This window comes from uncultured Thiodictyon sp. (assembly GCA_903837595.1).
Taxonomy (GTDB): domain Bacteria; phylum Pseudomonadota; class Gammaproteobacteria; order Chromatiales; family Chromatiaceae; genus Thiodictyon.
On sequence record CAILVI010000494.1, the window covers coordinates 40,061 to 65,739 of the forward strand.

Consider the following 25,679-nt stretch of genomic DNA (forward strand, 5'->3'; position numbering starts at 1 on the left):
AGGCGCGCGACCTCGGTGAATCGGAGATCGCCCCGGCCGGGCGGTTTGCGGCCCACCTGTATGGGCATATGCACGAGGCCAAGATCAGCTATCTGCGGCGCGGCGGCGACCCCTAGGCGGTGCGCCAGTGCCAGGGGGGCTCGGTCTTCGGCATGGAGCACCATGGTGAACCACCCAAGGTGGAGCGTGCGCACGGCTACGCCGCCGGCCGGATTCGATTCACGGGCCAGGATGCGCAGCTGCAACTGTGGCCACGCATCGCGACCAAGGGCATCGGCCGCTGGCGCTACGTCCCCGACCACACACACGCTGTGCTGCAAACGGACGAGGGCACTGCGCCCGAGACCCTGCCCCTGCCGAACCCCACCCGGGTGATCGCGACCCCCGCCCCGACCCCGGAGGCCGCCCGACCCGCCGCGCCACACTCCACACTCCCCGTGCGGCGCCCCTTCTTCGGCCACGCCGCCGAACTCGCCCGGGTCGCCGCCTGTCTCGCACCGGAGGACCGCACCCGACTCTATGCCGAGACGCAGGGCAACCCGCTGCTCATCACCTGGACCCTGGGCCAACTGGGGCTCGACCGGGGCCGCTGCCGCACCCTGGAGGCGGCCGTCGCGGGGCTGCAAGAGGCGCAGGCCGGCAATGACCCGCTGGGGTTCGTCTTCGGGGACCTGGTGGAGACCTTCACCGCGGACGAGACCGCCGTGCTCGCCGCGCTGTCGCACTTCACCGAGCCCGCGCAGCCGGACTGGCTGCTGCCCCTGACCGGGCTCAGCCGGACCGCGGTGGAGACGGCGCTCGATGACCTGCGCGACCGCGCACTGCTGATCGTGGATGAGGACGGAGACCGGTGGCTCCTGCCCGCGCTGGCCGCGCGCTTCCTGCGCCGGGTCCAGCACGAGGCGGTCGGGGAGACCGGCGAACGCCTGGCCGACCGGGCCGATGCGCTGGCCCAGGAGAACGACTGGGATCAATACGACCGCTTCGCGGTCCTGGACGCTGCCTGGGCCGAGGTCAAGGCGGCCCTGCCTGTGCTGCTCGCGGGCGACAACCGGCGGCTGCAAGGGACCTGCGGCGCGCTGAAGGACTTTCTGGACTTCTCCGGCCGCTGGGACGACTGACTGGAGCTCAGCCTGGCCACCGAGTTCAGGGCCGAAGTGGCAGGGGACTGGGATAGCGCCGGTTGGCGAGCCTATGACGCCGGCTGGTGCCAAACCCTGCGCGACAATGCGGACGGGGTGCTCGGCTGCGCCGGGCGGGCGGAGGCCCATTGGCAGACAGCCCAAGCCAGCGCCAGCGAGCGCGCAGCCGCGATACGCCTGCGCGGCGAGGGCGATCTGCTTGTAGGGAATCACCTGCGGGGCATTGCCGCCCTCCGCGAAGCATTGGATCTTGATCGCAGAGTCTGGACCGCGACGACTGGCCCGCGAGCGAGTCACTGGCCCGGGAGGCCCTGGCCGAATCGATCGGGCGCAAGGAATTGATCGCAAGTGACTGTCGACGCCTCGCCAAGGCCCTCGCCCGCCAGGGCCGCGGCGCCGAGGGCCGCTGCCACGCCGAGCGCGCCGTCGCCATCTGCACCGAACTGCGACATCCGGATCTAGCCGGGGCAGTGGCCACCCTCGCCGAGTGCCAGGCCCAAGCCTGACCCCACCATGATCCTCGTAGGAGCGGCCCCCCGGCCGCGACCAGACTGGCAAATTGACGCTCAGCAAGGGCGAGAAGGTCAAGGGCCTGACCGGGGTGGTCATCACCAACAGGCCCGGCCAGGCCAAGCTGCTGCGGCCGATGACCATCGGCGGCCACAAGGCCCCCGCCGGCGCCGTCGTCTACCTGCTGACCTATCAGGGCGAGGGCTTCTACAAGGCGTGGTATGACGGCAAGGTGTTCAAGAACCTAGACTTTTCGGATGAGAGCCTGATCAAGGTCGAGACTGCGCCCGATGAGATCTGGTGGGTCAAGGTCAGGGACAGAAAGGGGCAGACCGGGTGGACCAAGGAAACGGATCACTTCGGCAACATGGATGCGTGCGGCTGACGCGGCATCGCGGATTGCTGCGGCACCGCGTCGCGGGCGGGGGGCCGCTCCTACGGGATCGCATGTAGGGGCGGGTTTGAAACCCGCCCCTACGGGCCGGATCACCCGGTATTGCGCATTCCCGCCGCAATGGCATTGATAGAGCGCAATAGCGGATCGAGCCATTCCTCCTCCAACGCCTCGTCCTGCTCGGCGCGATAGCGCCCGAGCACCGCCACCTGGATATGGTTGAGCGGGTCCAGATAGAGGTTGCGGCGGACCAGTGAATGGGCCAGCTCCGGGGTGTCCTCCATCAGTGAGCGCAGGCCGGCAACATTCAGCACCTGGGTGCAGGTGCGCTCATATTCGGCATCGATCAGTCCGTAGATCGCGGCTGCCTGCCGCTGGTCCTGGGCCAGGCGCAGGTATTCGCGGGCGATGTGCATCTCGGCCTTGAAGAGCGACATCTGGGTGTTGGACAGCAGCGCGCGGAAATAGGGCCACTCCTGGTACATGCGCTGGAGCTTGGCGAGCCGCTCGGGGTCGCTGCCGCGCCAGCGCTCGATGGCCTGGCCGACACTGAACCAGGCCGGCAGTGTGGTGCGCGACTGGCCCCAGCCGAAGACCCAGGGGATGGCGCGGATGGAGGACAGCGCCCGGTCGCCCTTCTTTCGGTGCGAGGGCCGCGAGCCGATGTTGAGCAAGGCGATGGCATCGAGCGGCGTGCACTCATAGAAATAGTCGAGGAAGCCATCGGTCTCACGCACCAGCTTGCGGTAGCCCTCCTCGCCCAGGCGTGCCAGCTCGTCCATGATGCCCAGATAGTCCTTGCGGTCCGGCGGGGGCGGTGCGATCAGGCAGCGGCTGGCCTTGATGAGCCCGCTGATGCCCATGATCAGCTCATAGCGGGCGGTCTCCGGGTTGGCATAGCGGTAAGACAGCACCTCGCCCTGCTCGGTGAACTTGATCTGGCCGTGGACCGTGTCCGGCGGCTGGGCGAGGATCGCCTCGTGGGTCGGGCCGCCGCCACGCCCGATGGTACCGCCGCGGCCGTGGAAGAGTCGGCAGGAGACCTGGCGGTTATCGGCCAGCGCGATCACCTTGCGCTGCGCCTCGTAGAGGTTCCAACTGGCGCAGAGGATGCCGCCGTCCTTGCAGGAGTCCGAGTAGCCGAGCATCACCTCCTGACGGTTGCCGGAGGCCTTGAGCAGCGCGCTGTAGGTGGGATTATCGAACAGCGCGGTCATCACCGCGTCGATGTGGCCCAGGTCTTCGATGGTCTCGAACAGCGGGGAGATCTGAATGTTGCAGAACCACCCCTGCCGGTCACGCCCGGCGAGTCCGGCCAGGCGCGCCAGCAGCATCACCTCCATCACATGGCTGGCGGTGTGGGTCATGGAGATGACGTACTGGCCGAAACAGCCGCGGCCGATCTCCGCGGTGAGGCGCGCCATCACCTCGAAGACCTCCAGGGTCTCGCGGGTCGCCGGGGTCAGGGTCGCCTTCTCGAAGATGAACGGGTGGGGGTGGGCGATCGACTCGGCCAGGGCCATGAGCCGCTGGTCCTCGTCGAAGGCCTCGTAATAGGGGGCGCCAGGCTGGCGGGCGAAAAGCTCAGTCACCGCCTGAGTGTGACGGGTCGACTCCTGGCGGCAGTCCAGATGCACCAGGTGGAAGCCAAAGCTCTCCGCCAGGCGGATGAGGTCTTGCAGCGCACCGGCGGCGGCGTTGGCGTCGCCATGGTGGATGAGCGAGTCGCGGATCAGATAGAGGTCGGCGAGGAACTCGCGGTCGCCGGCGTAGCCGCCCGACGGCACCGCGTGGTGCTCACCGCGCAGCCGGGCGCGCACCCGGTCCAGGTTGGCGACGAGGCGGTGGTCCATGATGGCGAGCTTGCGCCGGTAGGGCTCACTGGCGAAACGGCGCAGGCCCTGGCCCATGGTCTCCAGCCAGTATTCCTCGTCCGCGTCCAGGCTGTCCATGAAGGCCGGTGAGGGCTGGCAGATGGGTACGGTGTGACTCAGCACCCGGCGCAAGGCGATGACCCGCCGGTGGTACTCCTCCAGCACCAATTGATGGTGCATGCGCACCGCGAGCTCCGTGGTTTCAGGCTTGACGAACGGATTGCCGTCCCGGTCCCCACCGATCCAGGAGCCGAAGCGGATGAAGCTCGGCACCTGCAGCGCGCTCTCCGGGCCATAACAACGGCGGATCGCCTTCTCCAGGTTCCGATAGGTCTCCGGCACCGCCTTGAACAGCGACTCACGGAAATAGTGCAGGCCCTGGCGAACCTCGTCGATCACCTGGGGTTTGTGGACGCGGACCTCGTCGGTCTTCCACAGGCCCTGGATCTCGGTCAGGATCGCCTGGAGCTGTTCCACACGCTCCTCCTCGTTCAGGCGCTGGCGGTGCAGGCCCTGGGCGATCAGGAAGATGCGCCGGAAGGCGTCCGAGATGGTGCGGCGCTTCGACTCGGTCGGGTGGGCGGTGAAGACCGGCAGATAGATCAGATGGTTGAGCAGGTCCTGGAACTTCTCCGGGGGCACCCCATCGGCGTGGAACTGGCGCACCGTGTCGTCGAACGAACCGAACCACAGACGCTCGCCCGAGGAGATGCGGTCCATGCGCGAGAGGTAGGCGTTGAGCTCCTCGGCGGTGTTCACCAACCCGAAGAAAATGGTGAAGGCGCGAATCACCTCCGAGATGGTCTGGGGGTCCACCGCGTCGATGCGCTTCATCAGCTTTTCGCGCAGGGCCGCGTCCTCCTGTTCACGCAACTGCATGAATCCGTCGCGCAGCCGCTCCACGATCACCAGCACGCGCTTGCGGCTGTGCTCGCGCAAGACCTCGCCGAGCAGGGCGGTGAAGAGCTTGATGTCGCGTTCCAGGTCCAGGCCCTGGTCCAGGACCTGGTGTCCCTCCTGGGTCCCATCGGGGATACTCTGATTCATTGACAGATTCCGCGTGCGTCCGCTAGGGTAATTGTCTCAAGTCGGCATTCTAACCCGTGGGGGCAGAGTACAGGCGGGCGAATCGGTGCGGCGGGTCGCCTCATCGCAGCACTGCCCTCGTCCCCGCTCAGTCCTCGGCGTCGACGCGGCTCAGCTTCCGGCGCTTGACCAGATAGTAACCGCCGACCAGGGTCGCCAGCAGGGCTGCCAGGGCCATCAGATAGAGTGGGTCGTGCGCGGATGAATCCAGCACCACCACCTTGCGCGTCAGCGCGGTGATGGCGATCGCCAGCATCATCTCGACATGCAGTGATTTGTCCTTCAAATACATGTAAATGCTCGACATGAACTCCATCGCGATGAGGACGACCAGGAACATGCCGAAGACCTCGAACAACTCGTGCTGGTTCAGCAGCAGACCGTCTTTATTGGTCAGGTACTGGTAGAGCGTGAACAAGAGCTCCACCACGGCGAAGGCCGCCACGGCACCGATCAGGAGCAGCAGGAGGGCCGCCAGGGCGCGCTCATAGAGGTGAAAAAGACGATCGATCATGGTTGCGCTGGGTCGGGACTGGTGGTTGGAATATCAGGCTGCAGTGTAAGGCCAAAGGCCCGCCGCGCGCACGCGCACCCGAGCACACTGGGGAACCTGGACGGCCGCCCCCAACTGCGGGTGACGTCAGGGCGCGCCTGCCCTATCCTGACGGCCGACCGCACCCCGGAGCCCCCCATGAACCGCAACCCTTTTTTCCCCCGCTTCGCCGACCTGCCGGTCGAGATCCCGATCTTTCCACTGTCCGGTGCAGTGGTGATGCCTGGAGTGCAGCTGCCGCTGAATATGTTCGAGCCGCGCTACCTGAACCTGGTGACCGATGCACTGGCCGATGCACACCTCATCGGCATGGTCCAGCCCACCAGCGAGACCCTGGAGGCGGATGAACCAGAGATCCACCGCATCGGCTGCGCCGGGCGCATCACCTCCTACAGCGAGACCCCCGACGGTCGGATCGTGCTGGTCCTGACCGGGATATGCCGCTTCCAGGTGCGCGCCGAGGTGGCTGGACGCGGGGGTTACCGGCGGGTGTCAGTGGACTGGGAGCGCTTCGCCGCCGACTGCCATGAGGAGACCCAGACCATCGCCGACCGCGACGGCTTCCTCGTCTCACTCAAGTCCTATTGCACCCTGCGCGGGGTCGAGGTGCCCTGGGATGAGGTCAAGAAGATGGCCGACAGCGACCTCGTCAACCTGCTGTGCGCCCACCTGCCGCTGAGCCCGGAGGACAAACAGGCCCTGGTCGAGACCATCCCGCTCGGCGAGCGCGCTAGCCTGATGCGGGGCCTGATGGACATGGCCTCCGCCGCCAGTATGGATGTGGCTGAACTGCGACATTAGCGGCGTGGCGCCCTCGCCGCAACGCGCTGGGCCGGGGCGCCCGACACGGATCGGCCGCGGGGGAACGCCCTTCTCTGGTAGGATCTTGCCCCTTAGCGCGGCTGGCCGCGCCAATCCAGTCCCGCTACCCGAGAGGTACCCGCAGCGATGGAGCCATATCCAGGCGACCAATACCCGTCGATCCCCGGGATCGACAGTGCCGAGCTCATGGAGCGCGTCGGCGACGACCTGGACCTGTTCTGGGAGGTGCTCGGCGAGTTCAGTGATTTTTACCGGGAGACACCGACGCAGATCGCCCAAGCCCTGGAGCAGGACCCCACCACCGCCCGGCAGTTGGCCCACACCCTCAAAGGTGTACTAGGCAACCTGGCGGCCATTGAGCTGTTCCCCGTCTGCACGGCCCTGCACCAGGCCATCCGCGAGGGCCATCCGCAGGACTACCCGCCACTGCTCGCCACCCTGTCCGCGGGCATCCCGGCCCTGTGCGACGCCATTGCCGCCGCCCGTGACGGGGTCGTGGGCGCGCCGCTACCGGACCCCGGGCCGAGTGTCGACCCGGACTGGTTGGCGCAGCGCTATGCCGCGCTGGGGGCGGCACTGGCCGGGCACCAGGCGCGAGACTGCAAGACCCTGGCGGAGGAACTCGCGGCGGCCGCCCTCCCCACCGCCGAACGGGCCTGCTGCACCGAGCTTCAGGGGCTGATCCGCGCCTATCGCTTTCAGGACGCACAGGCGCTGCTTGAACAACACCTGCATGGCTGACCAGACCCGAGGTTCTGGTCGTCGAGCGATGAAGCCGCCCCTCCTCAATTCAGCGTTGGTGGCGCCCCGCCGAAGACCCGCCCCAGGGTATCGATGAGGACTTGGCGATTCAGCGGCTTGGTGATGAAATCGTCCATGCCGGAGGCCAGGCACGACAAGCGGTCCGACTCCAGTGCGTGGGCGGTCATGGCAACGATCGGCAGGTGGCCAAAGTGTGACTCGAAGTGCAACTCACCCGCCGCCTCCGCGGCGCGGATGCGCCGGGTCGCCTCCAGGCCATCCATTTCCGGCATCTGGATGTCCATCAGTACCAGTTGGTAACGGCGATGCCCCACTGCCCCGAGGGCCAATAGGCCGTTGTCCACCGCCTCCACCTGGTAGCCCAGTTTGGCGAGCATGGCGGTCGCGACCTTCTGGCTGATCTTGTTGTCCTCCACCAACAGGATCGTGGCATCCCCAGGCGTGGCATCCCCGGCGGCCGCCGACGCTTGCGGGGCCACCGACCGGTCGCCCCCCCCCCCGAGCGCCGAGGCATCCGCCGGCGGGACCGGGGTCGGTTCGGCGTTCGGCACCGGCAATCCGAGCGCCTCCAGCAGGGCGGTGCGATGGACCGGCAGGGTCAGGACACGCACTGGACTGCCCTCGGTCAATTTGAAGTCGCGGCGCCGCCCCTGCGGCACCAGAGCCACGATCCGTAACGGTGCCTGCCAGGGCTGCTGGGGCACCAGCTCGAACAACCGGTCACCCTCCCCGCCCGGCCCGCGCAGGACGATCAGGGCCAGCCCAAAGGGGGTCCCGCGGTCCTCCGCCAGCAGCAGCTCATCCATGGCCTCCGCGGTCTCGGCGGCAGCGACGACCGCCACCCCCGCATGGGCCAAGGTCTCGGTGAGCGCGTCCCGCCCGATGGCCAGGGTGTCCATGAGCAGCACCCGGGGCAGCTCCGGCCAAGTCGGCGCCGACGGCTCCGCCGTGGTGGCACGGATGATCGGCAGGTCGAACCAGAAACAGGAGCCCTCCCCCTCCCAGCTTTCCACCCCGATCTCGCCGCCCATCAGGTCCACCAAGCGCCGCGAGATGGCGAGACCGAGCCCGGTGCCGCCATAACGACGGGTAAACGAGGTGTCCACCTGATAGAAAGAGCGGAACAGCAACCCCAGCCGGTCCGCGGCGATGCCGATGCCGGTGTCGCGCACCGCGAAGTGCAGACGCGCACCGCTGGCGGACCCGGGTCGGACCTCGACCCGGACCTCAATCTCGCCCCGCTCGGTGAACTTGATGGCGTTGCCGACCAGGTTGATCAATACCTGCCGCAACCGGCCCACATCGCCGTGCAACCGATCCGGCACCGCGCGCTCACAGATGCAGGCGAACCCCAGGCCCAAGCCATCGGCCTTGTAGGCGAACATGTCCGCCAGTTCTTCCAGCAGGTTGCGCAGGCCGAAGTCGGTCTCCTCCAGGGTCAGCTTGCCGGCCTCGACCTTGGAATAGTCCAGGATGTCGTCGATGACTGAGAGCAGGGCATCGGCGGAGTTGAGCACTACGTTGACATACTCGCGCTGCTCCTGGTCGAGTCGGGTCTCGGCCAGCAGGTTGGCCATCCCCACCACCCCGATCATGGGATTGCGGATCTCATGGCTCATGTTGGCTAGGAACTCGCTCTTGGCCCGGTTGGCCGCCTCCGCCGCCTCCTTGGCGTCGCGCAGTTCGCTCTCCACCCGCCGCCGCTCACCGATCTCCTGTTCGAGCTCCACGTTTTTTTCCTGCACCGCCTGCTCGCGCACAGCGCTCTCGCGCAGATGCGACTGCAAGGCGACGGCGCGCAGGTTCAGCCGCAGGATCAGAAAGACCCCGAGCAGCACCACCACCGCCAGGCTCGCCATCCCCAGAAACAGGTGCCAGGGTTCGAGCCGGCCACGCAGTTGCGCGTAGGACATCTGGTCGATCAGGATGAACTGGGTCTCCGGCACCAGGCGGACGAGTGCGATCATGTGCTCGCCGTTGCGGGCTGGGCCGTCGCGGTACTCGAAAAGCTGGCCGTCAGTCATCTCCCGCGACAGGGTCATCTGCGTCAGGGCGGGGGCCAAGTCGCACCCTAAACCGCGCAGGTGCTGGGCCTCAATGATGGCAACGCAGGTGTCGTCGGTGCTGCGATCCACATTGAGGATCTCGTGCATCAGGAGATCCGCATTCAGCAGGGCAAGGAACTGCCCGGCATAGACCCCCTTGAAGGAGTAGGCAAGGGACACCACCAGCGTGTGGCCATCGTCCAGCACCCGGATCGATCCGTCCAGGTCGGCCGGGTTCAATAGCTCCTTCCAGGGCCGACCGAGGCCGGCCGTCTCACCCAAGTCCGGCTCATCGACCAGCACCTCTCCCGTGTCGTCGAGCAGGACCAGGCGTTGGTAGATCGGGCGGGTACCGATGCGCTTGCGGTCAATGAGTTTGGCAAAGCGGGTGCCAATGGACACCAGGCTGGCCTTAAGCCCATATTGCAGGCTCATCCCCAAGGCGCGACTCTCGAAGAACCCGGCGACCTCCCGCGATAGGGCCAGGTTGGCCAAGTCGTCGCGCCGCTCGCTGAAGAAATACTGCAGCGCCGCCACCCGCCGCCCACTCTCCAGTCGCCGCTGCTGCTCCATGGTCTGGCGCAGGTTGGTCGCTGACCAGTAGTTGGCCACCAGCAGGAAACCCACATACAGCGTCAGGACGACAGTGATGAGGATGGTCGGCAGCCCATACCTGGGCGCAATGCCGCGGAGCGTCCCCCGGGGTTTGGGCACGTGCATGCTCGATCTGTACTCTAAACCTTCAAGCTCAGCGCGATTCCGGCAGGAAATCCGGGAAATAATCGATGACAAAAGGGTAGTAGGCCAGGGCGATGCGCCTGAACTCACCGCTGGCCTTCAGCTTCTTTAGAAACTGGTTGAAGGACTCGCGAAGGTCATTGTCCGCGGGACGGAAGGCCGGGGCCATGTCCTGCCGCTCACTGACCGGCCCAATGACCTTGATTTCTCCCGGCCATTTTTGCAGGGCCACCAGCGCGTCCGGCACGTCGAGCAGGGTCAGTTGCGACTCCCCATTGATCACCGCCGGGACCAACTCGTTCAAAGTGCCCTGGAACATGGTGATCTTGGCGCCGGTCGCCTTGATGTCATAAAGCTCGGGGTCGAGGCAGGTATTGGCCTTACCGAGCAGGGTGCGGCGCGGCATCAGGGCCTTGGTGGCGGCGATGTCCTTGTCCAGCACCGCGCTGGGCCGGATGGGCGACACCGGCAGGTCCGCCCGGGAGACCAACCAGACCTGGTTCGGGAAGGTCGGCGCCGCGAAGGCCACCACCTTGGCCCGCCAGGGAATCACGGTCATCCCGTTGGCAATCACGTCGCCGCGGATCGGTGTCTCACCCAGCACCTCATAGTCATCGCCCTTGCTCTTGACCCTGCGGCCGGTCAGGTCGCCGATGATCTCGGCCCAGTCGCTCTGCACGAACTCGTAGCGTACCCCCAGATGTGCCGCAAAGGCGCGCATCAACTCGACGTCCATGCCGTCTCCGGCACCGGTAACGAAGTTTGCATAGGGGACGCCCAAGTGGCGCAGGACCCCGCGCTCCTTGACCTCGGCCAAAGCGCCGGCCGCCGCCGCGCTCACCAGCGCGACGGTGAGCGCGAGGCCAACGATGAGCCCACCAACAAGGCCACGATCGAAGCGGTGCCGGAAAGCGCTGGCGCGCGCGCTTGGAGATGATGGGTGGTGCATGGTGTTCCTCTGGTTACAGGCCTGTTCTGGCGCTTGGTTACCGCAATAAGCAATATCCATACCAATAAAGTAAGCCATCCTTAACAAATAGTTAACAATAACCACTAGCGCGTCGTTTGCAAATTGCGACGCAAACCGGCTCGCGATTCTGGGCCTGCGTCGGCGCCGGACGCAAGGGGTTGCGTAGTCCGGATCTGGCCCTGATACTACACTGTTAGTTCGCTTTGACCCAGAGGCGAAGGGTCGGCCCCGGCAGCGCGACCGGGCCGCGACGCCATCCGCATCGGCCATTGCCCCATCCACCTACCCCTATGCAGGATCTCGCCCGACCATGAGACTCAAGACACTCTTCCTCTCAGCGGCTACCTTGCTGGTCGCCGGCCTACTGATCGCATCCCCACCGGCCGATGCCAGGCGCATGGGCGGCGGGGGCAGTGTCGGCAAACAATACAGCATGCCGAGCCAGACCGCAGCACCCCAACGGGCGCCCAGCCAGGGCGCACAGGGCATCGCCGGAGCGCGCCCCCCACAGGCTGGCGGCGCCAGCCGCTGGCTCGGCCCCCTGGCCGGGCTGGCCGCCGGCGGGCTGCTCGCCTCCCTGTTCTTCGGCGGCGCCTTCCAAGGCTTTCAGTTCATGGACTTCCTCCTGATTGCCGCGCTGGCAGTCGGCGCCTTCATGCTGTTTCGCCGGTTGCGCCGCGGCCAGGCCGGGCCCCAGCCCGCGGCGGCCGGGGCCTATAGCAAAACCGCGCTCACCGACCTGGCCGCAGCGGAACAAGGCGTCGCGGGGGGCGGCACCGGCTTGGGTGCGCCACCGCATCCGTTCGCGGGCAGCAACCAGTTCCCGGTCTGGTTCGACGCCGCAGCTTTCATTGCGGGTGCCAAAGACCACTATATCCGCCTGCAAGCGGCCTGGGACAAGGCGGACTTCCAGGACATCCGCGACTACACCACCCCGGAACTGTTCGCCGAATTGCAGCGGGACCGTGATCGCCTGAGCGGCACCCAGTACACCGAGGTGGTGCGGCTGAACGCCGAACTGGCATCCGTGCAGCGCGACGGCGACCTAGCGGTGGCTAGCATCCTATTTTCCGGCCTGATCCGCGAGGATCAGCAAGGCTTGGCCCAGGAGTTCCGCGAGTTCTGGCACGTCCAGCACGCCTGGGCAAGCGCCGCCGGCGACTGGTATGTCGCCGGTATTCAACAGGCATGATGAGGTCAAGCCATGTCTCCGAACACTCCCCCGCGCCACGGTAAGACCGGTCGACCGATCGATACCGACAAACTCGACCGCATCGTCAGTGAGGCGCGTGCGGCCAGCGATGGGCGCGCCGTCGGTTACCGCGAACAGGCCCTCAAGCTCTACCCCTGGGTATGCGGACGCTGCAGTCGCGAGTTCGACCGGCTCAACCTGCGTGAGCTGACCGTCCATCACAAGAATATGAACCACGACCACAACCCACCGGACGGCAGCAACTGGGAACTGCTGTGTCTGTATTGCCACGACAACGAGCACCAGCGCTATGAGGAGCACCGCGCCGCCGTGGCCGCCGGCCGAGGCGGCAAGACGCTCGGCGACAGCGGCCCGCAGACCACTCACAAGGCACTGGAAGGGCTGGCCGAGTTGCTGAAGGGCCGCAGTACCTGATCGGCAGCGGGCAACCGCACGCCCAATCACGCGGCAAGGTCGGAGCGGCGTGCGAGTAACTATTTCCAGCCAACGGGTACGATCTCGCGGTCGTGCGCTTGGGCGCAAAGCCCGGTTGGTCTGATGCGGAGCCTCGCCAGTAGTGCGTGATTTAGCGCCTCCGGCCTGACCGGGCACGACTGGCGCGACGTGATAACCTTGGCTGCTTCGCCTGCCGCAGCACCCTGCGGACCGGTCCGCATTCCAGAGCCCCGCCCCATGCATCGCTATACCTTTTTCGCTACCGCACCCAAGCACCTGGGCAGTCTGCTCGCCGAGGAGTTGGCACAATTGGGGCTCGCCGGGGCGGTGGAGGCGCGCGGCGGCGCCCGCTTCACGGGCACCCTGGAGGACGGCTACCGCGCCTGTCTCTGGTCACGGGTGGCCAACCGGGTCCTGCTGCCACTCGCGCAGTTCCCGGCACCCGACACCGAGGAACTCTACGCCGGCGCCCGGGCCATCCACTGGGAGGATCACCTGTCACTGGAACGGACCTTCGCGGTGGGCTTTGACGGCAACCTCGCCGGGGTCAACCACAGCCAGTTCCCGGCCCTCAAGGTCAAGGACGCCATTGCCGACCGCTTCATCCAGCACTGCGGGGCGCGGCCGAACGTCCACCCGGACCACCCGGACCTACTGATCCATTGCTACGCCTTCCAGGGCAGCGCCACCATCGCGCTCGATCTCTCGGGTGGCTCACTGCATCGGCGCGGCTACCGCGAAGAGGGCTCAGCCGCGCCGCTGAAGGAGAACCTGGCGGCCGGACTACTGATGCGCGCCGGCTGGCCGGCCATCGCCGCCGCGGGCGGCGCCCTGCTGGACCCCATGTGCGGCTCCGGCACCCTGGTGGTCGAGGGCGCGCTGATCGCCGCGGACATCGCCCCGGGACTGCTGCACCAGGACTTCGGCTTCCTGGGCTGGGCTGGACATGAGCCCGCCATCTGGGCACGCCTGATCGACGAGGCGCAGGAGCGGCGCCGCGCCGGTTTGGAGCGACGCAACCCGCTACGCGGCTATGACGCCAGCCCCACCGCCATCCGGGTGGCGCTAGCCTGCCTGGAGCGGGCCGGACTCGCCGGACGCGCCCATTTCGAGCGACGCGAACTGGCCGACTGCTGGCCAGGCAGAGAAGGCGACCTGGGCTTGGTCGTCGTCAACCCGCCCTATGGCGAGCGACTCGGCACCGACATCGACCTGCCCGCACTCTATGCGCGGCTGGGCACCCTGCTGAAGGAGCGCTTCACCGGCTGGCGCGCTGCCGTCATGACCGGCAACCCCGACCTGGGCAAACAGATGGGCCTGCGGGCGCTGCGCATGCACACGCTGTACAACGGCCCGATCGAATGCCGGTTGCTGCACTTCGAGGTCGACCCGCAGCACTTCGTCTCCAACCGACCGCGCCCCATTGCGCCCGCGGAACGCAGCGACGGCGCGGCCATGCTCGCCAATCGGCTCACCAAAAACCTCAAGGCACTGCGTAAGTGGCTCAAGGCCGAGGACATCACCTGCTATCGGCTCTATGACGCCGATCTGCCCGAGTACGCGGTGGCCCTGGATGTCTATGAGGGCGAGCAACGCTTGATCGTCGTGCAGGAATATGCCGCCCCCGCGTCGATCGACCCGCGGGATGCGCGGCGCCGGCTGCGTGAGGCCATGAGTGTCATCCCGGAGGTGCTCCAGATCGCCGAGACCCAGGTCTATCTCAAGGTCCGTGAGCGCCAGAAGGGCGAACGCCAGTACGAACGCATGGCCGAGACCGGCCGCTTCCATGAGGTCACCGAGGGCGGCCACCGCTTCCTGGTCAACTTCGAGGACTATCTGGACACCGGGCTCTTCCTGGACCACCGCGACACCCGTCGGCTGATCGGCACCCTGGCCGCCGGCAAGCGCTTTCTGAACCTGTTCGCCTACACCGGCACCGCCACCGTCTATGCCGCCCGCGGGGGGGCCACGGCCACCACCACGGTGGACCTGTCACGCACCTATCTGGATTGGGCGCGGCGCAACCTGGAGCTCAATGGCATCCGGGGACTGGCCCATGAGCTGATCCACGCCGACTGCCTGGACTGGCTGCGCCTGGTCGAGGGCCGGCGCCGCTTCGACCTGATCTTTCTGGACCCGCCCACCTTCTCCACCTCCAAGCGGATGGACGAGACGCTCGACATCCAGCGTGACCATGTCGCCCTGATCCGCGCCACGATGCGCCTGCTGGAGCCGGGCGGGACCCTGATTTTCTCCAACAACCTGCGGCGGTTCCGTATGGAAAGCGAGGCCCTGCCCGAGCTGGAGATCATCGACATCGGCCGCGACACCCTGCCCCGCGACTTCGCCCGCAACCCGCGTATCCACAATTGCTGGCGTATCCGTTCAGTTCCCGGGTAAGGTTTTCTTTCTGGTGACACCGCTCTGGCGGTGTCACCCCTGTGTTGGCCGCTATGCGGCCTGCGGCGGCCCCGGGGCGCACCGCGCCAAACACATGCGTGACACCGCTCGAGCGGTGTCACGAGGTACGGCTAGTTTCAACTCCCCTCGGTAATGGGCACGATGGTGATGTCCACCCGGCGATTCTGGCGCCGACCGGCGTCGGTCTCGTTGCTCGCCACCGGTTGAGACGGACCGAAGCCGGCAGTATAGATGCGGCCGGGCAACACCTGCTGCCCCTCCAGATAGCGCTGCACGGACGCCGCGCGCCGCTGCGAGAGTTGCTGGTTCAGCTCCGCCGAGCCGGTGCTGTCGGTATGGCCAGCGACCACCAGTTCGGTCTTACCATACTTGTTCATGATCTTCGCGATCCGGTCCATGGTGCTGTCGAAGCTCGGCTTGATCTGATCCGAATTCACCTCGAAGGTGGTCTCCCCGGTCATGCGCACCAGCAGCTTGTCACCGGGCAGCTTGTCGACCTTGATGACCCCGGAGGAGATCTCCGGCGCCAGGGCCTTCACAAAGTCCTTGCGTTGACTCTCCATGTAGGCTCCAGCCGCCCCCCCGATCAGCGCCCCGCCGACTAGGCCGATCAGCGCCCCGCGGCCGGCCTGACCACTCGCTGAGCCGATGATCGCCCCCAAGGCGGCGCCGGTGGCGGTGCCGATGGCCGCCCCCTGCCCGGTCTCGGTCATCCCGGACCCGTCGGAGGCACACCCAGCCACGAGCAGACTGACGGTCGCCGCGATCGCGGCATGCTTGGCAAGAGACTGATTCATTGTGACTACTCCACAACCAGAAGGTTGTTTACTGGGAGGGGATGCGTTGGGTTGACCTGCCGGCCGGCCCTGGCCCTGGTGCGCATCGCCGGGGGCGCGATGATAGCAGAGCCGCGCGGCACGCCCCCGATCGTTGCGGATGTCGGTTCACTGTTCGCCAGCGGCCCCCAGTGTCTGGCGACCCGGCGACCCTAGTGTCCGCCTGATGATTTCCGCAGCAATGACCTCAGCACCGGCGACAGACATATGTTGGTCATCACGATATAAGGCGATATTGTTTCTTACGGCGGCGCAGGTCATTTGATTGCAGAAAAACTCCGCCGGATTAATGATGGTCGCTGCCTTTGGCAAATCGCCCAGTCGCGACAGAATAAACGCTGAACTGCGGTCCCACTGAGATCGGCTCAGGGCGCCCACCCAGGTGAAGTCATATGGCTCCGCCGCGATATAAGCTTGAACGTGTTTCGGCAATTGCGGCGCCTGCATCACAACGATCACATTTTTCTTGGCCGCGACCAGATATTTCACCGTATCAACATAGGATTTCCATATTTTCGATCGCCCGGCGTCATTCGCCGGCCGGAAGTCGTCTGCCGAAGGACGCGACCGTACAACATCAGCAAGATAGGTCTTGTATGATATGACAACATGACTGAGCCGATCATTATGCGCAATGTAATCAACCGCTTCCTGTGTCCACGCTGAACACCCGTCAACCCCGACAACCCTGCCAAATGATGGCGGACAGCCATTAAACGTAAGATGCTTCACACCTGTATCAAAAGCCTTCAACTTCTCCGCCAAGGCATAAGCAAGCTCAATCCCATGACTGTTGCCTAACACGACCCAATCCGGATCACTCACGTGATACGTGCAAGCATCGCTCGGCTTGCGATAGTCAAGCCCCGCGGTATAACATTGCTCGTATTTCGGATTGACTGATCTCGTGAGCATGATCTTACGCTGCGCCTCATTCAGCCCGAACATCTCAAATCCGTTCAACACCTTCCCTGTCAGACCAAAGCCAATGAAAGAACTGGTTGCTATGGCGAAGAACACCATCACCGCCTTTCTTGAGACAACATTCTTGCGCCTGAATGGCTGCTCGACAAAACGCCAGCTGACATAGGCGAGCACGAGTGAGCCGATCACCAGCAGGAGAAAAAGCCAAGCCGGTTCGCGCGGACTGAACTGTCGCGCAAACGCAAGCAGTGGCTGGTGCCACAAATAGGCACTGTAGCTGATCAGTCCGATACCGACCAACGCCTTACTCCCCAACAGGGTTCCCACCAAGGTCCCCGGCCAGGCAAATAGCATGATCAAGCCCGCACCGATCGTGGCCGCCAGGGCATAGCCGAAGAATGGCGTGCGGGCACTAAACGCAAAGATGTTATAAACGATCAGCAACAGACCCAACACACCCAAGCCCTGTTTGATGATGCCGACAGTTGCCGGGCGTTGCCGATTGAACAAATAGCAGGCGACCAAGGCACCGAGCACCAGCTCCCAACCACGTGGCGGCAGCAGAAAAAAGGCGGTAGCGCGTCCGCTCATTGGACCCCAATGCGCCGCCGCCAGGCTCATGGTGGCCAAGCATGCCAGCAGCGCCACCATCCATTTTCGACCCAAGCGCCAGGCGAGCAAGAGAAACAGCGGAAACAAGACATAAACTGCTCCTCAACCGCCAGGCTCCAGGTATGCAACAGGGGCTTGAGCTCGGCGGCGGGCACAAAATATCCCGTATCGCGCATGAAAAAGATATTAGAAGCAAACAGCGAGAGGGCCACGAGACTCTTGGAGAAATCCTTCATCTCGTTGGATGGCAGCAGCCACCAGGCGAAAGGAATACAGGTCGCCATCACCAGGAACAGAGCCGGCAGGAGGCGGCGCGCCCGCCGTTCATAGAAATCGCTAAGCGAGAAGCGACCGAGTGCCAACTCAGTCAGAATCAGCGTGGTGATCAGATAGCCGCTCATGACGAAAAAGACGTCAACGCCGCCACTAAACTGTCTAAAGCCGGCATGAAACAACATAACCGGCATAACGGCCAAGGCGCGCAGGCCACTATTTCGCGTCGATAGTTCATACCGTCCTCAAGAAAACCAGGGACTAAAGGTCTGTCCTCAATCCTCGTTCACTCCTCCTTCCCAAGCTCCGCTTGGGAATGCGGATCTGAAAGCTCCGCTTTCAGTCTACGCGAAGACAGATGTCACGGCCGCCAGTGGACGCAAAGGTTGGACCCGTCGCGGCTGGATTGCCCTGACCGCCGAAGAGGCGGCGGGTGCCGGCGACGAAGGCGCCCTCGATGCCCCACAGCTCGCGCGCGCGGCCCCAGAAGTCGGATGGCTGGCCCTCGGGCAGGTTGGGCGGCGGCAGACGCTGATGCGCGGGTTGGAGAGGAAGAGCCAGGTACCCTCGTGGTGGCGCAGCTGTTCCCAGGGCTGGTCGAGGACGGAGGGATGGCCGCTGTCGATGCTGAGCGGGCGGCCTGGGCGGCGAATTCGGCATAGCGCTTGCCGGCATCCTAGCTCTGCTGGAAGACGGCGTTGAAGAGGGCGTGGCCCCAGACATCGAGCTTGGCGGCGATGGCGGCGGCGCGGTCGTCCTCGAGTTCGGCGGCGTAGTGGGTCGGATAGACCTCCAGGTACCAGTGCAGGCCGTCCTAGTCGGCCGCGGTGAGCGGACCCGCGAAGGGTAGTGGCGCGGTGCGCCGGGGGCGGCCCTCCCCGATCAGCTCGACGACGACGTGCGCCGGGTCCGGGAAGTTGAGGATCAGTTCCATGGCCATGGGCGTTGCTCCGCTCGGGTGGGGGTCCGGTCGCTACGAGGCGGGCGCGGGGGAGTTGAACGCCTCCCGACGCGTCGGCGACAGACTAACCTCAAGGCGGGCAAGGGACAAGGGACGGCGAGAGGGGCTGCGATGGCCTTGATCATCGGCCCGGCCACTGGGAGCGCCGCACCCCAGTGCGGCGTGATCACGGCATCGCGTGCGGCGGATGGGCCGGGCCGCACGGGGGTGCGGCGCTCCCGGTCGGTCGGCCTGACGGCCGACCGACGGGATAGCAATCCTCAGGCGTAGGCAGGTGCGAAGGCCAGTTCGGGGTCCGTGATGGGCCCGTTCTCGCCCCAATAGGGTGAGAGCTTGCGCAATTGGGCGACGATGGGCGGCACGGCGCGGATGACGGTCTCGACCTCCTCCATGGTGTTGTAGCGGGAGAAGCTGAAGCGCACCGTCCCGTGAGCGGCGGTATAGGGGATGCCCATGGCGCGCATGACATGGGATGGCTCCAGCGAGCCGGAGGTGCAGGCCGAGCCGGAGGAGGCGGCGATGCCCAGCTTGTTCAGGAGCAGCAGGATCGACTCGCCCTCGATGTATTCGAATGCAATGTTGCAGGTGTTGGGCAGGCGGTTGGTCACGTCCCCGGTGACGAAGCAATGCGGGACGGCCGCCAGGATGCCCTGCTCCAGGCGGTCGCGCAGCTGGCGCACGGTCCGCTTCTCGGTGTCCATGTGTTGCAGGGCCAGTTCACAGGCCTTGCCCAGGGCGACGATGGAGGCTGAATTCTCGGTCCCGGCACGCCGGCCGCGCTCCTGGTGTCCGCCGCGCAGCAGCGGCCGGAAGCGGGTGTTGCGGCGCAGATACAACACGCCGATCCCTTTGGGGGCGTGGAGCTTGTGACCCGAGAGCGACAGCATGTCGATGCTGGTGTCCTTGAGATCGATGGGGATCTTGCCAACCGCCTGCACCGCGTCGGTGTGGAACATCACCCCGGCGGAGCGCGCGAGGTCCGCCATCTCCTCGACCGGGAACAGGGTGCCTGACTCATTGTTGGCCCACATCACGGTGACGAGTGCGACCCGCTCCGACAGCAGGTCCATGTATTCCTGCATGTCGAGCCGGCCCTTGCCGTTCACCTTGAGACGGTGAATCTTATAGCCCTCCTTCTCCAATTGTTCGCAGAGCGCCAGGATGGCCGGGTGCTCGACCACCGTGGTGATGATCTCCTTGCGCTCCGGCTGGGCCTTCAGCGCGGAAAGGATCGCGGTGGAATCCGACTCGGTACCGCAGGAGGTAAAGATGATCTCCGAGTCATGCTCGGCGCCCAGCAATGCCTGCACCTGTTGGCGGGCCTGCTTGATGGCCTGCCCGACCCGATTGCCGTACTGGTGCAGTGAGGACGGATTGCCGAACTGCTCGGTGAAATAGGGCAGCATGGCCTGCACCACCTCCGGCGAGACCATGGTGGTAGCGTTATTGTCCAGATAGATGCCGTCGGTCATGGTCGTGCCTCGGTTGGATAAGATCGGGTCGGCGCGGCGCGCAGCGCCTGACACAGGCGTGACACCGCAAAGCGGTGTCACGAGGATAGATCGGGGTCAGGCCCGTGCCCGCATGGCCGCTGCCGGCAGGACGCGCACGAATTCGCCCAGGTCCTCAATGATCCGCTGCTGGATGCCCTCAATGGTCACTGAGGCCATCTGACAACCGGCGCAGGCCCCGGTCATGTTCACATAGACGGTCTTGCCGTCCACCTCCACCAGTTCCACGTCGCCGCGGTCGCGCTGGAGGTTCGGGCGGATCGCCTCGATGGCCCCCTCGATGCGGCGGATGCGCGCGAGCGTCCCAAGCTTGGGCCGAACGGCGGGCGCGGGTGCGGACGCGGTGGCATTGAAGGCCCGGCCTTGGTCCTTGCACACGCGGGTCAGGATCTCCTCCACCCCCTCGTGACAGGCAGAGCATCCACCGCCGGCCTTGGTATAGTTGGTGACCTCCTCCACACTGGAGAGCCCGTTCGCCCGGATGGTCTCCTCGATCAGGACCGCGTCCACCGCGAAGCACTTGCACACCATGGCGCCTTCTGCATGGTCGTCCTTCCAGACCTCACCGCGATAGTTCGCCACGGCCGCCTGGAGCGCCTCGCGCCCCATCACGGAGCAATGCATCTTCTCCGGGGGCAGGCCGTCGAGAAAGTCGGCGATGTCCTGGTTGGTGACCGTCAGGGCCTGGTCCAGGGTCATGCCCTTGATGATCTCGGTGAGTGCGGAACTGGAGGCGATGGCCGAGCCGCAACCAAAGGTCTGGAAACCCGCGTCTTTGATGACCTGGCTCTGCGGATCGACCTTGAGCGACAGGCGCAGTGCATCGCCGCAGGACAAGGACCCGACGTCACCGACGGCATTGGCGTCGGCGACGGCACCGGCGTTGCGCGGACTGAAGAAGTGGTCTTTGACCTTGTCCGAGTAATCCCACATGGCGTGTCTCCGGGAAAGAAGATGAATCTGAACCGCACCGACGCGGCCGGCGCCGGGTGTCGCGGGGCCGTTTAGGCGCTGAACGACTTGCCGCAGCCGCAACTCTGGGTGGCATTGGGATTGACGAAGGTGAATCCATTGCCCTCCATGCTGTCCTTGAAGTCCATGGTGATGCCGGCCAGCAGCGGTGCGCTGGTGGGGTCCACGAAGATCTTCACCCCACCGCACTCCACGGTCGCGTCGTCGGCGCGCGCCGCGGCCTCCAGGGCCAGCGCATATTGCAGGCCGGAACATCCGCCGCCGGTGACCGAGATCCGCAGGCCGGCGACCGGGTCGGCCGACCCCTTGATGAAACGGGTGACGGCCTTCAGTGCGCTGGGGGTCAGGGTCAACATGGTCAGGTGCTCCGGATGGCTTGAGTCTTGCTTTTGCTGTTAGCGAGGAAAAAGCAATCCCCATGCCAGCCACCAAAGACCCGGCATGTCGTTGTTTTTCCTAATCGAAGACAGCAAACCGCCGCTGGCCTTGTCGCCTCTGCAACAGCACAGCGCAGTATCTTGGTCGGATTAATGACAGACCCGAACAGCCAATCCAACACACCCACCGCTAAGGGAGCACACCCCATGACCCTCGACCAACTCAGCCCCGGCGACCTGGTCTATGCCGCCGCCGACATCATCAACGACGGGGGTATCCCGGACCTGGCCGAGGATGCACTGATCGCATCCCCTGGAACCCGCGGGGTGATCCTCAAGATCGGTCATCTGGAGGAAGACCCGGAGCGCACACTCTATCTGGTCCGCTTCGAGGGACCGGGGCTGGTGCTGGGGCCGCCGACAGGGTGTTGGGCGGAGGAACTGACAACGCAGGCGGCCTGAGTTCGTCGGGTGGATAAGCGCAGCGCATCCACCGCACCGCCAGGCTTGGTGGATGCGGCGCGACCAGCCCTGTGCTTGGCCGGCAACACCCCGCGCGCGCCTTATCCACCCTACGTGAAGAGCATCAACACGCCCGTGTAGCCATAGAGCCGATCCTGGGAGATCTCGCCGTTGGCATAGAAGCCCACCAGCGGGACCTCGCCCAGGGTGTCGCGGATCTGCCGCAGTTCCGCGGAGTCCGGCCCAAAGAGGTTGACCCCCCGCCCCAGACAGGTCACATAGACCCCGCCCCGGGGCGGCGCCCGCAGCCGACCCTTGAGTGACACGAGCATCCGGTTCAGGTCGTCGCGGGCGGTCGCGCCGTCACGGCGGCAAAACATCAGCTTGCGGCCCGACTCCATCAGGTCGCCGACCGCCACCAGGCCCTCGTTGGGGTCGAGGCCCACCAGGTTGCGCACCAGATAGTCGCCGGTGTCGGAACCGACGATCGGCAGCCCGACAAAGATCGAACGGCCGATGTGCATCAGGTCGCGCGACAAGAGCTCGCCGATGTCCTCCTTTAGCACGTCCAATGCTGGCCGTCCGTCCAGGGTGATCACGATGTTGCGCTCCGCCTTGGTGACGGTCCGCTGCGGTCCGATGGGTGAGCAACCCTGGCTCAGGCGCGTGATGAGCCCGACCCCCTCGGCGAAGAGGACGCCGGAGAGGCCGCCCAGGTGCAATCCATTGGCGATGGTGCAGGTATGGCCCCGGGAACTGGCCAGCCCGCCCACCAGAAAACCCGCCACGGTACGCGTCGCAAGCTGCTCGATCAGGTCCTCGGTGACGCCGTCCGTCGGGTCCCCGTGGACCAGGGCCAACAGCGGGTGGCGCTCCGCGATCCACTCACCATTGCGCGTGTCGAAGGCGTCCAGGTCATCGGCCAGGCGCGGAAAGACCCGAAAGCCGTCGGGCGGGAACTCGCCCAACATCACGGCCGCCGCCGGCTCCTCGTAATACTCAGCGCCGGTGGCACAGATACCGATACCGACGGCACCGACCCAGTCGCGCACCCGCGTGGCGTCCTTCAACCGGCCAAGCAGGTCGGCCAAGTCGTCCGTCAGCGAGTCGGTGACATAGAGAAAGCCCAGATTGGCGGCCGCGGGAATCTCACCGAGTTGGCTCAGGCAGGTGTCGGCAATCTCGCGCCAGTCGTCGCCGGCGGCATGGGCGTATCGGAATGGGCGCATGGGGACTAAACCTCCGGCAGTCGGGCAGGGTTGATCCTATAAGGCAGCGTTCAGCTCGGCCGCCAGTTCATCGGCCGGATAGTCCACGGCGACCAGACCGAGCGAGCCGAGCAGGTCGATAAATCCGTCCAAGGACAGCCCGGCAACCTTGGCCGCCTGCGCCAGGGTGAGTTGCCGCCCCTCGAACAGGCGTAAAGCCAGGGCACGGTGGACCCCCTGGTCCAGCAGTCGACGGTCGAACGGCAAGGCGAGGATGGCCCGCCGGCCATGTTTGGTGATCAGCGACATTTGGCCGAGTTCGGCGTCTTTGAGCAGATCACCGGAGCGTGTTCGAAGGTTCCGGACCGAGAAGATATCAAGCGTTTCCATGGGCAGGCCTCAACGAAGTGTGCCGGCGAAGCGTAGCATAAATTCACAGCGGTCAGCCTGTGATGGGTCATGATGAGAGGCAACTGCCGCTGGACCACCGCCGACCTTAGTGTCTATCAATCATTTCAGGGCGCCGTGATCTGCTCGACACCAACGGCGGCCTTCAGGAAAACATCTATACGCTCAGAAAGCGAAGAGTTTTTCTCCACATGCCGGGCATAGTAAACGAGAGACGAAACCGCGGTACGCTGCTTAACTGGGTCCCAAAGCTCTACGATCCGCAGCAAATCGTCCAAGTCCAGTGGCTTTAGCCCGATCGCGCCAATCAGCTCGCGGACACCCTCTCGAAATCCCAGGGACACCACCAAACCCAGCGTACCGCGCCGACCGACTTCATTGCCGAATCCTTCCAGATCAGGAACATCCTCGGGCTTAAGCTCATACTGCTTAACCTCCGCTGAAATCGCAAGGCGCGCACCCTCCCATGCATCGATGTCCCCCACTCGCTGAAGTCGTTTAGAGCCAGTTCTCACCTTGTCGATTTCAACTTGGAGATGCGGATTATCGGCACGCAGAAAGCCGAATACGATTCCTTGGTAAGGAGCGCCCGTCGGCTCGCCTTTGCGCGCCGTCATATCGAAGCCTTCCAGTATCAGACGAAATAGGGGTGGATCAATCTGAATCGCCGCGGGATCGAATGCCTGACTCTTTAGGCTATTGAGAACATAGTCGATCACCCGTCCGCGAAGTTCCTCCAGATCGACAAGACTGTAGATCGCCAGGGCGTCTAACCACGGGATATAGTCGGGCCACGCCTGAGTCGCGTGCGGCGCACACGAGGGATAGTCAAATCGTTTATGCTCGGCGCGAAACAAGCGTTCGACCGCGTTGTAGAAGGGCCGCAGGCTCAAGACCTTACCGTCTGACCTCTTGAGGATCAGCGTGTTGGCACGCTTACCACCACTTGTTGTGGTCTGGCGCGGGAAGCGCGCGATGACAGCGTCATAGCTCCCAGTCTCCGAGCCAGGGATACCCAATTCAATATAGAGATCGATAAAGGCCAACAACAGCCCAGCCGAAAACTTGCGGGCTGGAAAGCCCATTGCAAACTCGTCAAACAAAGTATCAGGCGTCATGGCTCACCAACGCTCAAGGCGCAGAGTGGCCCAAAAGCCGCACGCGCTAAGGCATGATAACCCTGGTCGCGATCCGTGCCGATGGCCGTATAGTCGATGGCGGCGGCGGCGGCCAGTGTCGATCCGCTCCCGGCAAAGGGGTCATACACGATGCCGACACCCAATGGGAGCGCGGCACGCACCACTTGGCGCATGAATCGCTGAGGCTTAAGCGAGGGATGTGGGGCGATCTCGCGTTCACGACCGCGCGTGGGGGAGCAGCTAATCACGTCCTTGAAAGGCTCAGCGGCGGAGATACGGCGCAGGCCCCCGGTTCCCCAGAGGCGGAGATTTTCGGCCGCCGTGCCCGCAAATGGCTTCCGGAAAATTCCCCAAGGCTCCCAGCAGGAGCGAGCCATCATACATACCTCGGGGAATTCGTCTTCCGCACCCTTGGGACGGTCCCCACCGCGCAGCGTCTGCACGAGGCGAATGATTTCACCACGCTTCTCGAAACCGGATCGCTGTAGGGCATGAAAGGTGAGCGTTGAGAGCAAGGGATTGGACGCGATCAGCAGATGTCCCCCCGGCACCAATACGCGCAGCAGTGCCTCCCCCAGGTCGCAAAAAAAGCGATCAAGCTTGACGATTTCGTCCGAGGTAAGAACGGTAAATCGAGGCAATGGCCTGCGCTTCGCACCATCGAAAGACGGTGGAATTCGCCAAACCCCGCCGCGTCCGCTCTTGAGCTTATCGTGGTGTTTGCGATTGTATTCGATCAGACCGTAGGGCGGGTCCGTGACTACGGCATGAAGCGAATTCATCGGCAGTTCGGCGAGCCAGGCGATGGCATCATCAACGACATAAGTCGCCCGACTGGAGAGATGGGTGCGCGGCTGCTCCCCGGCATTGCGCACCGTCTCCCACAGGCGATCCTGCTTCTCAATCAATAACTCCTTCCAAGGGGGCGAGGTAGCTTTGGCGAAAAGGTCGGGGCTATGAATGGCTAGTGACGGTGGCGTCATGGCTATCGGCTTTAGTCTCTTGGTGGAAGGGACGCGGGGGCAGGACGC

General features: G+C 65.0%; 23 protein-coding genes and 1 pseudogene. 9 read left to right on the forward strand and 15 right to left on the reverse strand.

What is annotated here, in order from left to right; translation table 11 throughout:
- The first annotated feature begins 119 nt into the window (after positions 1 to 119).
- The 3 genes from QZY44_RS29785 (at position 120) to QZY44_RS29795 (ending at position 2,037) form a co-directional block, all read left to right on the forward strand.
- Positions 120 to 1,121 (forward strand): hypothetical protein, encoded by a 1,002-nt coding sequence (locus QZY44_RS29785; protein WP_295456304.1) that lies wholly within the window; start codon positions 120 to 122, stop codon positions 1,119 to 1,121.
- 359 nt (positions 1,122 to 1,480) lie between these two features.
- A complete protein-coding gene (locus QZY44_RS29790) occupies positions 1,481 to 1,648 on the forward strand; it encodes a hypothetical protein (RefSeq protein ID WP_295456306.1) in 168 nt (55 codons plus the stop codon).
- Positions 1,649 to 1,701: 53 nt separating this feature from the next.
- The gene (locus QZY44_RS29795) at positions 1,702 to 2,037 is read left to right on the forward strand and encodes a hypothetical protein (RefSeq protein ID WP_295456308.1); all 336 of its coding nucleotides are present in this window, start codon (positions 1,702 to 1,704) and stop codon (positions 2,035 to 2,037) included.
- A gap of 101 nt (positions 2,038 to 2,138) precedes the next feature.
- On the opposite strand, the gene ppc is transcribed toward QZY44_RS29795, so the two are convergent.
- Positions 2,139 to 4,967 (reverse strand): phosphoenolpyruvate carboxylase, encoded by a 2,829-nt coding sequence (ppc, locus tag QZY44_RS29800; protein ID WP_295456309.1) that lies wholly within the window; start codon positions 4,965 to 4,967, stop codon positions 2,139 to 2,141.
- Between the two features lie 127 nt (positions 4,968 to 5,094).
- Positions 5,095 to 5,520 (reverse strand): phosphate-starvation-inducible PsiE family protein, encoded by a 426-nt coding sequence (locus QZY44_RS29805; RefSeq protein ID WP_295456311.1) that lies wholly within the window; start codon positions 5,518 to 5,520, stop codon positions 5,095 to 5,097.
- A 177-nt stretch (positions 5,521 to 5,697) separates the two neighbouring features.
- On the opposite strand from QZY44_RS29805, the gene QZY44_RS29810 reads away from it, so the two are divergent.
- Both QZY44_RS29810 and QZY44_RS29815 read left to right on the forward strand, forming a co-directional pair.
- A complete protein-coding gene (locus QZY44_RS29810) occupies positions 5,698 to 6,360 on the forward strand; it encodes an LON peptidase substrate-binding domain-containing protein (protein WP_295456314.1) in 663 nt (220 codons plus the stop codon).
- A gap of 147 nt (positions 6,361 to 6,507) precedes the next feature.
- The gene (locus tag QZY44_RS29815) at positions 6,508 to 7,122 is read left to right on the forward strand and encodes an Hpt domain-containing protein (RefSeq protein ID WP_295456316.1); all 615 of its coding nucleotides are present in this window, start codon (positions 6,508 to 6,510) and stop codon (positions 7,120 to 7,122) included.
- A 44-nt stretch (positions 7,123 to 7,166) separates the two neighbouring features.
- On the opposite strand, the gene QZY44_RS29820 is transcribed toward QZY44_RS29815, so the two are convergent.
- Together QZY44_RS29820 and QZY44_RS29825 are read right to left on the reverse strand one after the other, a co-directional pair.
- A complete protein-coding gene (locus QZY44_RS29820; protein WP_295456318.1) occupies positions 7,167 to 9,902 on the reverse strand; it encodes an ATP-binding protein in 2,736 nt (911 codons plus the stop codon).
- A gap of 34 nt (positions 9,903 to 9,936) precedes the next feature.
- Positions 9,937 to 10,875, reverse strand: coding sequence for a transporter substrate-binding domain-containing protein (locus tag QZY44_RS29825; protein ID WP_295456320.1), 939 nt, complete (start codon positions 10,873 to 10,875; stop codon positions 9,937 to 9,939).
- Positions 10,876 to 11,206: 331 nt separating this feature from the next.
- On the opposite strand from QZY44_RS29825, the gene QZY44_RS29830 reads away from it, so the two are divergent.
- From QZY44_RS29830 to rlmKL, 3 genes are all read left to right on the forward strand, one after another.
- A complete protein-coding gene (locus QZY44_RS29830; protein WP_295456322.1) occupies positions 11,207 to 12,088 on the forward strand; it encodes a TIM44-like domain-containing protein in 882 nt (293 codons plus the stop codon).
- Between the two features lie 12 nt (positions 12,089 to 12,100).
- The gene (locus QZY44_RS29835) at positions 12,101 to 12,523 is read left to right on the forward strand and encodes a YajD family HNH nuclease (RefSeq protein WP_295456324.1); all 423 of its coding nucleotides are present in this window, start codon (positions 12,101 to 12,103) and stop codon (positions 12,521 to 12,523) included.
- 258 nt (positions 12,524 to 12,781) lie between these two features.
- A complete protein-coding gene (gene rlmKL, locus QZY44_RS29840; RefSeq protein ID WP_295456327.1) occupies positions 12,782 to 14,944 on the forward strand; it encodes a bifunctional 23S rRNA (guanine(2069)-N(7))-methyltransferase RlmK/23S rRNA (guanine(2445)-N(2))-methyltransferase RlmL in 2,163 nt (720 codons plus the stop codon).
- Between the two features lie 137 nt (positions 14,945 to 15,081).
- On the opposite strand, the gene QZY44_RS29845 is transcribed toward rlmKL, so the two are convergent.
- The 7 genes and pseudogenes from QZY44_RS29845 to QZY44_RS29875 form a co-directional block, all read right to left on the reverse strand.
- Positions 15,082 to 15,762: an OmpA family protein gene (locus QZY44_RS29845; protein ID WP_295456328.1), complete on the reverse strand. Its 681-nt coding sequence runs from the start codon at positions 15,760 to 15,762 to the stop codon at positions 15,082 to 15,084.
- 147 nt (positions 15,763 to 15,909) lie between these two features.
- Complete coding sequence (locus QZY44_RS36020) at positions 15,910 to 16,824, reverse strand: SGNH hydrolase domain-containing protein (RefSeq protein ID WP_365305566.1); 915 nt, start codon at positions 16,822 to 16,824, stop codon at positions 15,910 to 15,912.
- Positions 16,825 to 16,938: 114 nt separating this feature from the next.
- Positions 16,939 to 17,804: pseudogene (locus QZY44_RS36025) on the reverse strand (acyltransferase); the annotation flags it as partial.
- A gap of 620 nt (positions 17,805 to 18,424) precedes the next feature.
- The gene (locus QZY44_RS29860; RefSeq protein ID WP_295456334.1) at positions 18,425 to 18,550 is read right to left on the reverse strand and encodes a hypothetical protein; all 126 of its coding nucleotides are present in this window, start codon (positions 18,548 to 18,550) and stop codon (positions 18,425 to 18,427) included.
- A gap of 281 nt (positions 18,551 to 18,831) precedes the next feature.
- Positions 18,832 to 20,043, reverse strand: a complete 1,212-nt coding sequence (gene nifS / locus QZY44_RS29865; protein WP_295456336.1) for a cysteine desulfurase NifS — start codon at positions 20,041 to 20,043, stop codon at positions 18,832 to 18,834.
- A 96-nt stretch (positions 20,044 to 20,139) separates the two neighbouring features.
- On the reverse strand, positions 20,140 to 21,015 hold the full coding sequence (gene nifU, locus QZY44_RS29870) for a Fe-S cluster assembly protein NifU (RefSeq protein ID WP_295456338.1): 876 nt from the start codon (positions 21,013 to 21,015) through the stop codon (positions 20,140 to 20,142).
- A gap of 71 nt (positions 21,016 to 21,086) precedes the next feature.
- Positions 21,087 to 21,410, reverse strand: a complete 324-nt coding sequence (locus QZY44_RS29875) for an iron-sulfur cluster assembly accessory protein (RefSeq protein WP_295456339.1) — start codon at positions 21,408 to 21,410, stop codon at positions 21,087 to 21,089.
- 228 nt (positions 21,411 to 21,638) lie between these two features.
- Between QZY44_RS29875 and QZY44_RS29880 the strand changes: the two genes are divergently transcribed.
- Positions 21,639 to 21,893, forward strand: coding sequence for a nitrogen fixation protein NifZ (locus QZY44_RS29880; RefSeq protein WP_295456341.1), 255 nt, complete (start codon positions 21,639 to 21,641; stop codon positions 21,891 to 21,893).
- 110 nt (positions 21,894 to 22,003) lie between these two features.
- Here QZY44_RS29880 and QZY44_RS29885 read toward each other — a convergent pair whose 3' ends face one another.
- The 4 genes from QZY44_RS29885 to QZY44_RS29900 all read right to left on the reverse strand — a co-directional run bounded on the left by QZY44_RS29885 (position 22,004) and on the right by QZY44_RS29900 (position 25,556).
- Complete coding sequence (locus tag QZY44_RS29885; RefSeq protein WP_295456344.1) at positions 22,004 to 23,122, reverse strand: FIST N-terminal domain-containing protein; 1,119 nt, start codon at positions 23,120 to 23,122, stop codon at positions 22,004 to 22,006.
- Positions 23,123 to 23,158: 36 nt separating this feature from the next.
- The gene (locus QZY44_RS29890; RefSeq protein WP_295456346.1) at positions 23,159 to 23,491 is read right to left on the reverse strand and encodes a UPF0175 family protein; all 333 of its coding nucleotides are present in this window, start codon (positions 23,489 to 23,491) and stop codon (positions 23,159 to 23,161) included.
- A 125-nt stretch (positions 23,492 to 23,616) separates the two neighbouring features.
- Positions 23,617 to 24,627, reverse strand: a complete 1,011-nt coding sequence (locus tag QZY44_RS29895; RefSeq protein WP_295456348.1) for a hypothetical protein — start codon at positions 24,625 to 24,627, stop codon at positions 23,617 to 23,619.
- The gene (locus QZY44_RS29900; RefSeq protein ID WP_295456350.1) at positions 24,624 to 25,556 is read right to left on the reverse strand and encodes a DNA methyltransferase; all 933 of its coding nucleotides are present in this window, start codon (positions 25,554 to 25,556) and stop codon (positions 24,624 to 24,626) included. The genes QZY44_RS29895 and QZY44_RS29900 overlap by 4 nt, the downstream gene beginning before the upstream one ends.
- Between the last annotated feature and the right edge of the window lie 123 nt (positions 25,557 to 25,679).